Annotated in this window: 14 protein-coding genes and 1 other annotated feature; of the genes, 2 read left to right on the forward strand and 12 right to left on the reverse strand. The window is 47.6% G+C overall.

Annotated features, from left to right (window positions below; translation table 11 throughout):
* Positions 1-83 precede the first annotated feature (83 nt).
* The gene (locus BM101_RS06360) at positions 84-722 is read right to left on the reverse strand and encodes an NAD(P)-dependent oxidoreductase (RefSeq protein WP_087033961.1); all 639 of its coding nucleotides are present in this window, start codon (positions 720-722) and stop codon (positions 84-86) included.
* A 238-nt stretch (positions 723-960) separates the two neighbouring features.
* On the opposite strand from BM101_RS06360, the gene tnpB reads away from it, so the two are divergent.
* Positions 961-2,127, forward strand: a complete 1,167-nt coding sequence (gene tnpB / locus BM101_RS06365; protein ID WP_093399842.1) for an IS200/IS605 family element RNA-guided endonuclease TnpB — start codon at positions 961-963, stop codon at positions 2,125-2,127.
* 204 nt (positions 2,128-2,331) lie between these two features.
* On the opposite strand, the gene BM101_RS06370 is transcribed toward tnpB, so the two are convergent.
* The 6 genes from BM101_RS06370 to BM101_RS06400 all read right to left on the reverse strand — a co-directional run bounded on the left by BM101_RS06370 (position 2,332) and on the right by BM101_RS06400 (position 10,303).
* On the reverse strand, positions 2,332-3,729 hold the full coding sequence (locus BM101_RS06370; RefSeq protein WP_087033960.1) for an MATE family efflux transporter: 1,398 nt from the start codon (positions 3,727-3,729) through the stop codon (positions 2,332-2,334).
* 64 nt (positions 3,730-3,793) lie between these two features.
* Positions 3,794-4,372, reverse strand: a complete 579-nt coding sequence (locus BM101_RS06375; protein WP_087033959.1) for a GyrI-like domain-containing protein — start codon at positions 4,370-4,372, stop codon at positions 3,794-3,796.
* A 15-nt stretch (positions 4,373-4,387) separates the two neighbouring features.
* Positions 4,388-5,929 carry a ClC family H(+)/Cl(-) exchange transporter gene (locus BM101_RS06380; protein WP_087034008.1) on the reverse strand — a complete coding sequence of 514 codons (1,542 nt, stop codon included), beginning with the start codon at positions 5,927-5,929 and terminating at the stop codon, positions 4,388-4,390.
* A 549-nt stretch (positions 5,930-6,478) separates the two neighbouring features.
* Positions 6,479-8,170: an arginine--tRNA ligase gene (argS, locus tag BM101_RS06385; RefSeq protein WP_087033958.1), complete on the reverse strand. Its 1,692-nt coding sequence runs from the start codon at positions 8,168-8,170 to the stop codon at positions 6,479-6,481.
* Positions 8,171-8,247: 77 nt separating this feature from the next.
* Positions 8,248-8,513: a binding site (T-box leader), on the reverse strand.
* A gap of 178 nt (positions 8,514-8,691) precedes the next feature.
* Positions 8,692-9,288, reverse strand: a complete 597-nt coding sequence (locus BM101_RS06390; protein WP_087033957.1) for a GNAT family N-acetyltransferase — start codon at positions 9,286-9,288, stop codon at positions 8,692-8,694.
* Between the two features lie 250 nt (positions 9,289-9,538).
* The gene (locus BM101_RS06400) at positions 9,539-10,303 is read right to left on the reverse strand and encodes an alpha/beta fold hydrolase (protein WP_087033956.1); all 765 of its coding nucleotides are present in this window, start codon (positions 10,301-10,303) and stop codon (positions 9,539-9,541) included.
* Between the two features lie 92 nt (positions 10,304-10,395).
* Here BM101_RS06400 and BM101_RS06405 point away from each other — a divergent pair, with 92 nt between their 5' ends.
* Positions 10,396-11,049 carry a DNA alkylation repair protein gene (locus BM101_RS06405; protein ID WP_087033955.1) on the forward strand — a complete coding sequence of 218 codons (654 nt, stop codon included), beginning with the start codon at positions 10,396-10,398 and terminating at the stop codon, positions 11,047-11,049.
* On the opposite strand, the gene BM101_RS06410 is transcribed toward BM101_RS06405, so the two are convergent.
* From BM101_RS06410 to BM101_RS06425, 5 genes are all read right to left on the reverse strand, one after another.
* On the reverse strand, positions 11,033-11,602 hold the full coding sequence (locus BM101_RS06410) for a dihydrofolate reductase family protein (protein WP_087033954.1): 570 nt from the start codon (positions 11,600-11,602) through the stop codon (positions 11,033-11,035). The genes BM101_RS06405 and BM101_RS06410 overlap by 17 nt on opposite strands.
* Before the next feature lie 431 nt (positions 11,603-12,033).
* A complete protein-coding gene (locus BM101_RS06415) occupies positions 12,034-12,417 on the reverse strand; it encodes a helix-turn-helix domain-containing protein (protein ID WP_087033953.1) in 384 nt (127 codons plus the stop codon).
* A 151-nt stretch (positions 12,418-12,568) separates the two neighbouring features.
* Positions 12,569-12,712: a lmo0937 family membrane protein gene (locus BM101_RS13895; protein WP_143084437.1), complete on the reverse strand. Its 144-nt coding sequence runs from the start codon at positions 12,710-12,712 to the stop codon at positions 12,569-12,571.
* Positions 12,713-12,802: 90 nt separating this feature from the next.
* A complete protein-coding gene (locus BM101_RS06420) occupies positions 12,803-13,204 on the reverse strand; it encodes a hypothetical protein (protein ID WP_087033952.1) in 402 nt (133 codons plus the stop codon).
* A gap of 60 nt (positions 13,205-13,264) precedes the next feature.
* Positions 13,265-13,789 (reverse strand): SOUL family heme-binding protein, encoded by a 525-nt coding sequence (locus BM101_RS06425; protein ID WP_177194414.1) that lies wholly within the window; start codon positions 13,787-13,789, stop codon positions 13,265-13,267.
* Positions 13,790-14,130 lie beyond the last annotated feature (341 nt).

Raw genomic sequence — 14,130 nt, forward strand, 5'->3', positions numbered from 1 at the left:
TCTGTTGTGCATTCCATTTCTTCCTGGTCGCGCTCTGAATTCCCTTCCATTCTATCGAAAGCTGCTTGCGATCGTGGGACCCGTCATATCCTTTCGCCGACTAACGTATATCTTTCCCGCAGATGTTTTTGTTGTTCGATTTCATCGACCAAGGCAATCGCATAATCGGCATAGCTGATGTAGCTTTCGCCTTCGCTGTTCAGCAAGAGCGTCTCTTCCCCTTCCGTGTATTTCCCGGTGCGGTTCCCGTTCGGATCGAAGAATGCCGAAGGTGAAATGTAGGTCCAATTCACCTTGCTGTCCTTGAGTATGCCCAATGCCTTAGCCATATTGGTCGCCGTCGGTTTGTACGCTTCCGGAAATCCCTCTGTTTCCATCACCCGGATGGTCTTGCCGGGATCCGCGTACAGGCTGCCGGCTCCGCCGACCACAATCAAGCGCGTTCCGGGCAGATGCTCCAATTCATCGATCAACGACTGCAGGGACGTCACATGTTCCTCTTCCTCGCCTACAGGTGCGTTGAAGGCATCCACAATCACATCGAAGCCTTTCAAATCTTCCACTTGGACAGCAAAAATATCACGCTGCAACACATTTACGTTGCCGTTCATCACCTTATCAGGATTCCTGACGATTGCCGTCACGTCATGCCCTCTCGCATGTGCCTCTTCCAAAATAAGCTTTCCTTGTTTCCCCGTTGCGCCGATAATCCCGATTTTCAATTGAAGCCCTCCGTTCACTAGTAAAAAAACTATTGCTCACACTAATTTTATCACACTCCGACAGAAGACTCCCGTCTAAAGGAATGATAGAGGCATAGCCCAATGAGTAGGCGGGAGATGAATGTCGGTAGGCGTCAGCCTATTTGTTTGTCGAAAAATCTTTTCCCTCCCTGCACCTTCGCACTTGGTTACGAACACGCGTTCGTGTATAATGTATGATATAAGGAGGTGAGCAGCCATGATTATCCATAAAGCGTACAAGTTTCGACTCTATCCCTCGGAGGACCAACAGATTTTGATTGGGAAGACCATTGGCTGCTCCCGTTTCGTGTTCAATCACTTTCTGTCCGAATGGAATCAAACCTATGAGGATACAGGAGCAGGACTGAGCTATGGCACATGCTCGGCCAGTCTGACAGCGCTTAAGAAGGAAGCAGACACCCTCTGGCTGCAGGAAGTGGATAGTATCGCATTGCAGTCCTCTTTGCGGAATCTCAGCGATTCCTTCGACCGTTTTTTCAAAAAGCAGAACAGCGCGCCACGCTTCAAAAGCAAACGGAACCCCGTCCAGTCCTACACCACCAAACAGACGAACGGGAATATTGCCATCGTGGGAAACAAACTGAAGCTACCCAAATTGGGGTTGGTCCCGTTTGCCAAGTCCAAGGAAGTGGGCGGAAGAATACTGAGCGCCACCATAAGGCGGAATCCGTCGGGTAAGTATTATATTTCCATATTGGTCGAAACCGAGGTTCAGGAACTGCCCAAGACGGGTTCCATTTGCGGCATCGATGTGGGCTTGAAAAATTTTGCCGTCCTTTCCGATGAAACCGTCTACAAGAACCTACGGCCTTTCCGCAAACTGGAACGGAAACTCGCCAAGGAACAAAAAGTACTTTCCAGACGGCGGGAGCAAGCCAAAAAGGACGGGCGCAAACTGTCCGAATCGAAAAACTACCAGAAGCAACGCGTCAAAGTCGCCAGAATCCATGAACAAATCAGTAATGCCAGAACCGATTACCTGCAGAAAATATCGACCGAGATCGTTAAAAACCACGACATCATCGGCATCGAGGATCTACAGGTTTCCAACCTGGTCAAAAACCACAAGCTTGCAAAAGCCATCAGCGACTCCAGTTGGTCCCAATTCCGGGCCATGCTGGAATACAAAGCGTGCTGGTACGGCAAGCAGGTTGTTGCAGTAACCCGAAACTTTCCGTCCAGCCAACTGTGTTCCGGCTGCGGATACCAAAATAAAGCCGTGAAGAATCTTGCCGTCCGTGAATGGGATTGCCCGGAATGCCACACCCACCATGACCGCGATCTGAACGCAAGCATCAATATCAAGAATGAGGCCTTAAGGCTTCTAACCGCAGGAATCTGCGGGGGTAGCCTACTCAATTAACCGGGGGATACTTCGGTGTTCGTAGGAATCCTCCATCTCTAAGCGAATGCGTAGGTGGGGGTAGTTCAAGAGTGTCCGTTCAGAATGTAAAGCCGGAGCTCCGGCAAGCGCGAGAAAGGCTTTCCTTGATTAGAGCCGTTTACGAATGCAACAAAAATGGCCGGCAGTATTGCGCCCTGCCGGCCATTTTTTGTCGTTCAGTCATCAGATGACATCCGCAATCGTATGCGGATAGATCTGCTTGATGACTTCCTCGTCTATCTTCTTGTTGAAATACAGGCTCAATACGATGGCGAATAGTTCCGCGATTGGGTATGCCCACCAGACAAAGGACACGTCACCCAACAGGGACAGCAGAAACGCCGCCGGAAGCAGGACCACAATTTGACGGATGAGGGAAACCCAAAGGCTTAACCCGCCCCTGCCGAAAGCTTGATAGACGGATCCGGACACGATGTTGTAGCCGGCAAACACATAGCATAGGCTGAAGATGCGCAGAGCCGGAATGCCGATCTTCAGCATTTCATCGGAAGCATTGAACAGCTGCAATAACTGTTCAGGGATCAATTGGAAAATAACCAGTCCGATCAACATGATAGCCATGGCATAGACCTTTGATAATTTGATCGTTTCTTTGATGCGGTCTTTTGCATCCGCTCCATAGTTGTAGGCGATGATAGGCACCATCCCGTTGTTCAAGCCGAATACCGGCATGAACACAAAGCTTTGCAGCTTGAAGTAGACACCGAAGACGGCCGTTGCGGTCGGTGTGAAACGGATCAGGATATTGTTCATGCTCAAGTTCAGGAAGGAGCCTACCGCTTGCATCACAATCGAAGGTCCCCCGATGGAATAGATCTTTTTGATCGTCTTCAGATCGGGGCGGAACCCGCCGAAGGACAGGCTGATTTCCTTATTGAAGCGGACATTGAAATAAAAAGCGAGCGAGGCCGCCGATATTTGACCAACCACGGTCGCGATGGCTGATCCTTTTATTCCCATCGCCGGCACACCGAACCAACCGAAAATGAAGATGGGGTTCAAAATGATGTTCAGGATGGCACCCATTCCCTGCGTCACCATCGCGTACATCGTGTTACCGGTCGACTGCAGCAGACGCTCCATGGATACCTGCATGAATATTCCTACCGAAAACAGGGTGATGATGTTCAAATAATCGATTCCATATGCGATGATTTCTGCATCCGTTGTTTGGAACGAGAAGAATAATGGCAAAAAAAACAATCCAAACAGGAGGAAAAGGAGATAATGCATGGCATTCAAAAAAATGCCGTTATCCGCCGTATGGTTAGCGGCCGGATAATTCTTTTCACCCAAACGCCTTGACACCAACGCGTTGATCCCGACGCCGGTCCCGACCGCCAAGGCAATCATCAAGTTCTGGATCGGGAACGCCAAGGAAACGGCTGTCAAAGCCTTTTCGCTGATCTGCGCCACAAAGATGCTGTCGACGACATTGTACAAAGCCTGCACAATCATGGAAATCATCATGGGTACCGACATGGAGACAAGCAGTTTGTTGATCGGCATGACCCCCATTTTATTCTCTTTTTTTACAGGTTGTTGTTTATTCTCTTCCATTATGTGTCCTTTCCATTAAAACAGGCCGTCTCGATGACGGCCTGTTTCTTTCTTTGATTTTTTGTTATGCTGGTTCATCCTTCTCTTGGATGGGTAATTCTATTTTTGTCAGATATTCTTCAGGGGAATAGCCTTCCCCATTATAATAGGTTTCGACAGATGTCCCATCCGTTTCGTAATCATTCGCTTCCAACCACGTATCCAGTTCCTGGTAGATTTTCGGTATCTCATTGTATGGCCCGATATGCAGGCAGGAAACCTTTTTCCCTCCAGGAATCGCGGACATGCTGATTTCATCGCGAGGCGGCAATATTTTTGCGACGGGATAGCCCACCTCTAATTCAACATTCTGTTTCGTGAACGAATAATAGACGGTAAAGCTCGGTCCTGCCGGCAATTCCCCCAACAAAATGAGGTACGTCAGTATTTTTTCCCGGCATGCTTCGATTTCGGTCTGCATCGCTTTCATGGTTGTTTCTGTTTTTATGGATAAGACCCGTTGCTCCGGCTGATCCGTCAATGTGATCGCTGATATTCTCCCCATTTTCAAAACTCCCCTTTTCAAATCGTCTGCGTCCTTATAGTCGAATAGCGTCTGCATATCTTTAAGGATAGCATATTTCCCGACAAAATGCCTGGTCATCGTCCTACCATCTGATCATTTTTTCCTTTTTTCGAGGACCTTCAATTCCTCCTGGACCGTCTTTGCCAGCCCCAGATCGGTCAATACAATCAGGACATCGCCGGTCTGCATCAACGTTTTCCCATTTGCGACAAAATTTCCTTGTCCCCTGCGGATGGACGTGACCAAGACATCTTCCGGCCAGGATACCTCATGGACAGTTTTCCCTGCGAAATAGCTGTCGGCGGTGACGGGCAGGTTGAACAAGTAACTTTTGCCGACTCGTTTGCTGTCATGGGAAGCTATCAGTCTATCCAATAGACTTTCGTTGATCGGCTTCACTCCCAACAAATCAGACGTGAAATACGCCGCCAAAGAACAGATGGAGAGTGCCGTCAGCTGATTCAACCCACCTACCATTTCCGTAACCAAAAGGATGGCCGTCAGAGGCGTTTTCCCGATTGCCGTAAAATAACCGGCCATTGCGACGATGATGAAATGCGGCAAATATTTCGGTTCTAAATCAAGGATGCCGATTGCGGCTTGCCCATATAACGCCCCCAAGATGGCACCCTGAGACAACATCGGCAGCAAGATTCCGCCAGGAACATTGGCGCCGTAGGAAATCGCTGAAAAAAGGAAACGGAAAACGAACAACCAAATCAGCATGCCGATGGACAGTTTCCAATTATCCAGCTGCATGACCAAGTCACTGCCGCTTCCACTGATTTGCGGCAGGAAATAACCGATCGGTATCACCAAAAGTAAAGGGATGATGCCGTTGAAGTTGCTGGGGATGAATTTTATTTTCCCGTATATTTTTGGCATGGAAAGCAAAAGCTTATTGTATAGACAACCACAGAAGCCCAAAAAGATGCCCAAAAGGACAATCAAACCGTAATAGGTTATCGGCAAGGTGGTCATCGCTCCGATGTTCAATACAGGTGTCAATCCGAAAATGTTCAAGGAAACAAAATTTGCTACGAGGGCCGACGATAAAGTAGTTATGCCTACCAAAGGCGAAAAATTATGATGAATTTCTTCAAAAACGAACATCAATCCGGCCAGCGGAGCATTGAAAACTGCCGCCAAACCGGCGCCGGCGCCGCTCGATAAAAGGATACGCTCTTCAACATCGTCGCCCTTCGTCAGTTGACTGACCCCTTGCCCGATGGCAGAACCCATCTGAATGGCAGGGCCTTCTCTGCCCAGAAACAGCCCCGACCCAATTGCCAATGTACCACCGATAAATTTTTTCCACAATATCGGCCACCACTTGAGGGTCATGATGCCTTGCACTTGCCCTTCCAATTGCGGGATGCCGCTTCCCTTTATATTCGGTTCTCTTTTGACCAACCATCCGATCACACCTGCCACCGCAACAGTCAGGGGAATCCAAGCCAAGAGCCAGATGGGTTCAGATTTGAACAATTGATAGGCTTCGCTGACCTTCCCCAACATCATTTCAATACCCAACCTGAACAAGCTGACGATAATTCCGGAAAACAGGCCGACAAGGATACCTTTGTAGAGGTAAACAACCCGTTCATCAGCCATCAGCTTTTTATACAGATTCATCTGCACCAGCGTCCTTCCTTTCGTTCTTTCCTCTATCGTACAGCATCTGTTGCCTCACTGTCATTTTTTTAATTGCTGAAGGGTTGAAAAATAACCCAAAACGATTACCAACTGTTTTGGGTTATTACAGGGTGCTGCTTATTGATCGGGGCGCAGGAGGTTCGTTTCACGAATCGCGTAGGGAACAAAAGAGGTTCCCTTCGTGGTTCGCTCCAACGTACGGGTATCTAAACGCGAATTGTCATGGCTCTTACGATTTTAATCGCTTAGAGACATGATACACTTGACCGGTATGGTCACAGTGCATCTCATCCTACTAGTTGAACTCTGAATTGCAGGGGGTTCCGCAATTCATCGTATCCTACTCAGTCGAGTTCTGAATCACCAGTAAAATTTGCATCATTTGTCTTGGTACCATAATTGCGAAAGACCTCAAACGTCGCACTGTGACGTTTGAGTGCCTAAGCTGACATTACGTCGCGGCCAAAGAGCGGCCGTTCTCGTAATGTCTTCTTAGTGCTCAATTTCTACCGCGGGATTCATCTCATCCTACATTTTTTCTGGGGATTGGACTCCTAGTAGTCTTAGTCCTTCTTGTAGGATGGTGGTTACGGCTTTAACAAGTACGAGGCGGGCATTGCGTTGGTCGTCTTCGACCAAGACTTTTGTGTTGCCGTAGTATTTGTTGAACGCTTGTGATAATTGGATCGTGTATTTCGCAACAACGGATGGTTCGAATTTTTCGTAGGCCTGTAGGATGATTTCCGGGAAATTGTTCAATAATTTCACGACTTCCCATGCGTAAGCGTCATCCAATCCTAGGTCATAAGCTGTTTCCAGTTCTGCATCGGCTTTGCGCAGGATGCTCAAGCCGCGTGCGTTTGTATATTGTACGTAAGGGCCTGTTTCGCCTTCGAACTGCACAACTTCTTCCAAGTCGAAGTCGAAGTTGTTCAAACGATCGTTTTTCAGGTCATGGAAGACGACGGCGCCGACGCCGACCGCTTTCGCGACTTCTTCTTTGTTTTCCAAAGTAGGGTTCTTCTCGTTGATTTGTTTCAATGACAAGTCGGTAGCTTCGTTCAACACTTCTTCCAGCAGAATGACTTTCCCTTGGCGAGTGGATAATTTCTTGCCGCCTTGCGTAATCAGACCGAATGGGACGTGGTGCATATCTTCTGCCCAATCGTAGCCCAGTTCTTTCAATACGGCCTTCAATTGCTTGAAGTGGTTGCTTTGTTCGTTGCCGACTACGTATAAGGACATGGAAAAATCGTAGGTCCGTTTGCGGTAGATCGCTGCAGCCAAGTCGCGGGTGATGTATAAGGTTGCACCATCCGATTTTTTGATCAAAGCCGGGTTCAAGTTATATTTTTCAAGGTCGACAATGGTTGCGCCGCGATCCTGGGTCAGGATGCCCGCATTGTCCAACAGTTCCACGACTTCATCCATCTTGTCGTTGTAGAAGGCTTCGCCGTTGAATGAATCGAAAGTGATGCCCAGCATATCGTATATTTTCATGAATTCTTGCAGGGATTCGGAACGGAACCAAGTCCATAGATGCAAAGCTTCTTCGTCGCCGTCTTCCAATTTTTTGAACCAAGCGCGTGCTTCATCGTTTAATTCATCGTTTTCTTCGGCTTCTGCATGGAAACGGACATATAGTGTCAATAATTCATTGATCGGTTCCGCTTTGACTTTTTCTTCGCTGCCCCATAATTTGTAGGCAACGATCAATTTACCGAATTGTGTGCCCCAATCGCCCAGATGGTTGATTTTAATCGGATTGTAGCCGACTTTTTTCATGATGTTCGCCAAGGCGTTTCCGATGACGGTCGAACGCAGGTGTCCCATTGAAATGGGTTTTGCGATGTTAGGGGAAGACATGTCGATCGGCACATTGCCGCCCAGTCCGATATTGGCGGTACCGAATTCGCCTTGTTCAGCGGCGATTTCATGCAACACTGTGTCGGTCACGGCTTTTTTGTTCAAGAATACATTGACGTACGGTCCGATCGGTTCCACTTTTTCGATGTAGGCATGAGCCAGTTGCTCCGCCAATTCGCCTGCAATGGCTTGCGGCGCTTTGCGCAACGCTTTTGCCAACGCGAAGGCCGGGAAAGCAACATCCCCATGTTCCGTGTATTTAGGCACTTCCAACAGTTGATAAACTTGATCATAAGTTAAATGCTCTGCTACTAACTTTTGAATCTCTTCAGCAACAATTTTTTTGTAATCCATATTTCAATCTCCTTTTTGTTTTCGCTCTTCCTGAACTTCCCCATTGAACTAAAAAAGTCCCTATTCTGCCTTGGCAAAATAGAGACGAATATCCGTGGTACCACTCTAATTCGATAAAGCAAACCCGAACTGCTGATTCATTTATCCTTATGGACCTGTAACGGGGCCGAACCGAATCATTGTACTCATAACAGTTTGCTTTAAGCCTTTGCAAAAAACAGTGACTGTTACTTTCAAACCATTTTCTCTGAAGTGCGTTTCCTTCTTCACTTTGTTGTGAGCTTACACCGGCCTCACTCGCTAGGAACATCGTTAAAAGTACTCTCTTCATCATAGAATGTGTTTATATCTGTTCTACTATATCAAAGCTGTTTCGGTTTGTCTAATGGATTTTTATGTTTTCATATTTTTTTTGATTGGGTGCATTCGAAAGGAAAAGCTTCGTAGGGTTTATGCGGTTTTGGAGGGTTCTCTTGTGGTTCGATGCTTTCTTTTCAAGCGGTTCATCCTTCCGTTTTCTATCAGAGGGATTTTGGGCGGCTCATCCAGATGTTTTCCTGGTAGCCTAAAAAGATTTTGCCGATAAGCGATTTTTTGCGCCCGGTTTCCTTGAAACCGATCCGTTCATAGATGCGTTTTGCACAATCATTGGTGTTGTAGACATCCAAGGAAAAAGTTTGGTAGGGCAATGTCCGGATCAATTCGCTCAGCATTTCGGTCGCGATGCCTTTCCGGCGGTGGGCTTCGTCTGTGGCAACACATTCGAAATAGAGGGTGTCATCGTTTATCTGCAGGGGAGTTTCAAATTCTTTTTTGAAGCAAGCTGTGCCGAAAGGTCCCATCAGCATGCCGAAATTGGCCAAGAAATCTGTTTTGTGGGCTTGCATCGAACGTCGCTTATTGGTCGAACAGCCGGCCATCGCAACAGGTTTGTCGTCGAGCATGGCCACATGGATAGCCTCTTCCCTCAAAACATGGGTAAAGCCCCTCAATAAATTTTCCTTTTTTGGGGATAAAGCTTTCATCTCTTTATAGTAGCTATCTACAAATATTTCTTTCACCTTGTCTTTTTGGTCATCTGTCAAGGTGTCCATCGTGACTACGGTAATCTTTGGCATGGATTTTCTCCTTTTGCGGCATTTTTCGCACTTGTTATTTGAATTGTTTCTGACAAGCCGTAGGGATTGTCATCAAGCGATTTCATTGTTTTTAGTTCTCGGAGACCAGTGACTTCAGTCATGGGTAGGTGACACTTGTCTATTATACCATGTCTATACCAGTTGGGAATTGCAATCTGGCTATCAGCGAAAGCTTTTGCGGAATTTATCCGGCCAAAAGTGGCTGTTTTTAGGGCCTTTATCGTTTTCCTCACTGCTTTCCGATAAATGATACGATTTCGTCGACCGCCGCTTGCTGTTGTTCGGCAGCCGTTATTGCCGCGACGCCGTCCCCTGCTTGTCTACCGTAGTCGCCGAACTGGGCATGGTTCCCTCCCATGATGACGAATTGCTTGTAATCATCGGGCATATATTTTTTTGCATCGTTGTAGGCTGCTAGGTCCAACACGCCATCGTCGCTGCCGTAGAGGGACAACACAGCCAGAGAGGTTCCCGACAGATCCACAGCGGGATAGGCAGCCAGAAAAATCAACCCGGCGATCTCATCCGGCTGCTGCGCAGCGAACTGGGCTGCCATCACGCCGCCCAACGAATGTCCGGAAAGATACCACTTTTCTATTTGTTGGCCCTGTTCCGCGATGATCGGTTCTGCGGCATCACTGTCGAAGACGGCCAGATGGAAGGGCATACTAACCAAAAATACGGCATAGCCTTGCGCTGCCAATCGCTTAAGCAGCGGGGCGTAGGCTTTTTCGTCCACTTTTCCGCCCGGATAAAAGATGATTCCCGTAGTGGGGTCTTCATCAACCGGTTTGAATAGGGTCGTCCCATCCTCCGCTGTGACGGCAACAGCGCTATCGGACGTCATCGCTTGAACGGCCGCATCCGTCGCCTTGGAATAATCATTCACATACCATAGAAAGCCAAGGATCAGCACCAGCAAGAGTCCTGCTATGCCGAGTAGACTGACCTTTAGCCATTTCCGCTTACCTGTTTTTCTTTTTTCCCTGTCCATCCCATTTCCTCCTCCATGTGACTGTGCTGTATAATCTATACTGTAGGTATCATTCCATTTACCGTAAAAAATTTGAAAGGTGGTCACCCGTTATGTGGTATGAAGGATTATTCGAGGAACTCGAGGTTTTGCGGGATGAGGATTATGCAGTCCGGATGGCGGCCTATATGCGCAACCAGTTTCCCTTCCTTGGGATTTCGGCCGTCCCGAGAAGGGCCGTCTGCAAACCTTATTTTTCAAAAGCAAAAAAAGAAAAAATTATCGATTTTGAATTTGTGGATATCTGCTTCGCCAAAAAGGAACGCGAATTCCACACCGTGGCGATCGATTACCTGTCGGCGATCAAAGCGCTGTTGGGCCCGGCCGATTTGCCGAAAGTGAAGCAACTCATCCTGACCCATTCCTGGTGGGACTCGGTCGATGCCCTTGTGACGGTTGTCGGCTCCATCCTGTATCGTCATCCGGAACTGAAGCCCGTCATGTTGGAGTGGAGCACCGCCGAAAATTTCTGGCTTCGCCGTGTCGCCATCCTCCATCAGGGCTTCAAAGCCGAAACAGACACGGCTTTGCTGACGGAAATCATCGAAAACAACCTGAACCAAAAAGAATTTTTCATCAATAAGGCAATCGGCTGGAGCCTGCGCGAATACAGCAAAACGAATCCCGCCTGGGTGCGTGCCTTCATCGCGGACCATAAGGACGGGCTAGCGAATCTGAGTGTCAGGGAAGCTAGCAAATATATTTAGGCGCCCTTTTCCCATTGCTTTTTTTGGCTGTGGGAACATAATTCAACTGCACCAATCCGGATGCAAACGTCTTTGAACCGGTCAAGGTCAAAGGGATTTCCGGTTCTGTCTCGTTGAACAGATGGATGCCCTTGCCGAGCAGGATGGGGATGATGGAAATCGTGTAACTGTCGATCAGACCTTTTTCGCGCAGCAGATGGATGGCCTCGGCCCCGCCATCCACAAAGATATCTTTCCCGGATTCCTGCTTCAGTCGTTCTATCAGCTCTTCGATGGCGCCATTGAAGTAGGTGACATGCTCATCTTTGCCGGTCCGTGTGCGGGACAGAACATAGCAGTCCCTGCCTTCGTGGGGGAATTCCCCGCCGAAGGACAGGACCTTGTCGTACGTTTTCCGCCCCATGATGACGGCGCCGATTGTATCGATGAAGTCCTCATAGCCATAATCTTCCCCCGGACGGCTGACGCTGTCGAGCCAGCTGATATCCCCATCTTCGCGGGCGATGTATCCGTCCAGACTGGCCGCAATATAGACTCTTACTTTTCTTGCCATCCTGTCACCCCTCCTCCGCTGATTTGTCTGGATATTCTGATTCCACTATACCGTCAGTTTCCGCACAAAGGAAGCAAAAGCCCTTGAAAAAAAGATAAGAAAAGCGATACAAGCCCGCCCTGCCTCGACAGAAATTTAAGAAACTGGAAAGGAGCAACGCTCCTTGCAGTCGCCTTGTACTGGTAGTCTAAGTAATGAATTCCTAAGACTACCATGCAAATGAGCATCCCGCGCAATGGGTCAGATTTATCTAATTTCCGAGAGGCAGACTTGGATCGCTGGACATGATGTGATGGCGTGAAATAGATTAGTAATCTGTGAAACACTTGCAATGATGCGCTTCTTAAATCTAGAAATTTATAATTCTTAGATGTCCAAAAAAGGCGTCTCCGCTTGGGAAACGCCTTTTTTGGTTCTATTTTTTATTGAATTCATAGGCATAGATGAGATGGATGCTGTGGTTCTTTTCGGCTACCTCCTGGAAAAGCTGCAGCAACGATTCCCCGTATCCGCCCAAGTTGGCTGGGATTGCCTGCGGGTTCTTGAGGACAATCATTTTCCCGGGGGGACTGCTCGGCACTAAAGTGCCAGAGCTTCTGGAACGGATATTCGAGTTTCATCATTTTGATGAGGTAATTCATGCCGAACTTGTTGACGTATTTGCCGCCGTTTTCGTAGCGTGCCTGCTGCATGTTCAGCATCTGGTTTTTGACGAACCGACGAAGCTGGATGTTGATGTCGATTTGGTCCTTTTGGGCTTGGTTCGGGAGCAATTTGATTTTGATGTCTTTAAGTTTAACACCTTTATTTTTCATGGTTACACCCCCTCAACCATATTATACTGATGTCGGGCGTGATAACCAAAAGATATAATCAAAAAAGGGGGCTTTCATCTCGGTATTGAAATGCCGAGTTTTTCGCCCAATTATTCAGAAAGTTGTTCCCTGCTATAAAACTCGATCGCTCTTATCCTTTTTTACCCGTAACCAACTGCACGATAATCAAAATGAGCCCGATGACCAAGAGGACGTGTATCAACGCCCCGCCAATAGCCGCAATAAATCCGAGTGCCCATAAAACCAATAAAGCAATTGCAATTGTCCATAACATGCGGATCACCCTGTTCCTTTTTATTTTTTTAAAGCCAGTCCTTGCTGAAATTTTGATCTCCAGACAATTCAAGCCTCTGTGGTGGCTAGTCTACGGTTTTGTTTTGCTGTCGACGTAGGTATAGTCCTGTGTGCCGGATTCGACACCTAAGATGTAACTAGTCTCTTTCATTGTTTTTTTATCAGTAGCGAATTCTATTTTTTTATCTTCTTCTCCGCCCTTGGAATCCGTTGTCCGTATGGTCATCGTGTTGTCCTTATCATTGGATTCTACAACCACATAGGTCATCTCGGTTTTCGTACCGTTGTCTTCCATTTTGATCAGTTTGGTTTCAGTGAAGTAATAATCCGGGGATCCCATGGTGTTTACCCAATGCCCAACCAATGCTTCCTTGACTGTTTCTGTTTTCCTCTCGACGGTTGCGGTGCAGCCTCCCAGCAAAATGAGGCCGAATAGCACAAGCAGGTACGTGAAGACTTTATTCTTTTTCATTTTTTACGCTTCCTTTCTGTTCCATCCAAAGAAATAAACGTGGCAACAAAACATCTGGCATTAGTCCTCTTCTGATAGGTCATTATCGATGCGAACCATGATTTCATTATGGCGCAACAGCGGCAGCGTGAACGGCGCATTGAAAAAGGCCAGCATATAGTTTGAGACCGGCTTGTAGTGTTTGGCATCCAACCATTGGGCAAGCTTCTCAATCATTTCGTGCTCCTTGCTGTCGTTCGAAGTCCCGCCGTACTGGATGACTGCGAAGAGTCCGCTGTCGAATTTCTTGACGGACAGCCATGGACTGGTGGGTTCGGGTATATTCTCCCACTGCTCTTTCGGGACCACGAATGCCATCTTCATCTGCTCGCCCGCCAGTTCCTGAATCACCGGGACAGTCATGCTGATTTTCTTCTGCTGTTTGTTTCCTTTTGATATATAGCGAAACAGTGTTCCGAAGCCGCTATCGATGTCCGGATCATTCTCGTTGTCGTATTCCACGATATAGAAATCCTTATACTTCCTCAGTTCAAATGGTTCTTCCGATAGTACCACCTCATACTCCGGACGTTCATACTTGGACATTTTTTTCATCTCCCAACCATGTCTTTTGCGTCATGTTAACCCACTGATAGAAAACGCTTCCATTACTCAGCATCATTTTACCACAAAAGTCTTTTTCCATATATGCATAACCACTTGCAGCAAACCTTCGCTATACGCTTCTCATTTTTTATTCAAGAAACGCATCAGCGGCCGTTTCACGAGTTCGGTGACGATCAAGTAAGAGATCACGATCCTCAAGATGAGACCCAAATGTACCAGCGTCGGCATTTTGAATTCAAAAAAGGCGGCGGTCCACGGCAATATTGGTAATGTCAGCGCAAAGACAACGGCTGCGCCGTTCTGTGACTTCTACCGTCGAG

The sequence above is a fragment of the Trichococcus palustris genome, from assembly GCF_900114465.1.
Lineage (GTDB): Bacteria > Bacillota > Bacilli > Lactobacillales > Aerococcaceae > Trichococcus > Trichococcus palustris.

Bases quoted from the DNA above. Each gene is read 5' to 3' on its own strand.
- BM101_RS06370 (WP_087033960.1), bottom strand. From the start codon at position 3,729: ATGGAAGAGAATAAACAACAACCTGTAAAAAAAGAGAATAAAATGGGG.
- BM101_RS13895 (WP_143084437.1), bottom strand. From the start codon at position 12,712: ATGTTATGGACAATTGCAATTGCTTTATTGGTTTTATGGGCACTCGGA.
- tnpB (WP_093399842.1), top strand. From the start codon at position 961: ATGATTATCCATAAAGCGTACAAGTTTCGACTCTATCCCTCGGAGGAC.
- BM101_RS06390 (WP_087033957.1), bottom strand. From the start codon at position 9,288: ATGCCAAAGATTACCGTAGTCACGATGGACACCTTGACAGATGACCAA.
- BM101_RS06405 (WP_087033955.1), top strand. From the start codon at position 10,396: ATGTGGTATGAAGGATTATTCGAGGAACTCGAGGTTTTGCGGGATGAG.
- BM101_RS06410 (WP_087033954.1), bottom strand. From the start codon at position 11,602: ATGGCAAGAAAAGTAAGAGTCTATATTGCGGCCAGTCTGGACGGATAC.
- argS (WP_087033958.1), bottom strand. From the start codon at position 8,170: ATGGATTACAAAAAAATTGTTGCTGAAGAGATTCAAAAGTTAGTAGCA.
- BM101_RS06400 (WP_087033956.1), bottom strand. From the start codon at position 10,303: ATGGACAGGGAAAAAAGAAAAACAGGTAAGCGGAAATGGCTAAAGGTC.
- BM101_RS06425 (WP_177194414.1), bottom strand. From the start codon at position 13,789: ATGTCCAAGTATGAACGTCCGGAGTATGAGGTGGTACTATCGGAAGAA.
- BM101_RS06380 (WP_087034008.1), bottom strand. From the start codon at position 5,929: ATGAATCTGTATAAAAAGCTGATGGCTGATGAACGGGTTGTTTACCTC.
- BM101_RS06420 (WP_087033952.1), bottom strand. From the start codon at position 13,204: ATGAAAAAGAATAAAGTCTTCACGTACCTGCTTGTGCTATTCGGCCTC.
- BM101_RS06375 (WP_087033959.1), bottom strand. From the start codon at position 4,372: ATGACCAGGCATTTTGTCGGGAAATATGCTATCCTTAAAGATATGCAG.
- BM101_RS06415 (WP_087033953.1), bottom strand. From the start codon at position 12,417: ATGAAAAATAAAGGTGTTAAACTTAAAGACATCAAAATCAAATTGCTC.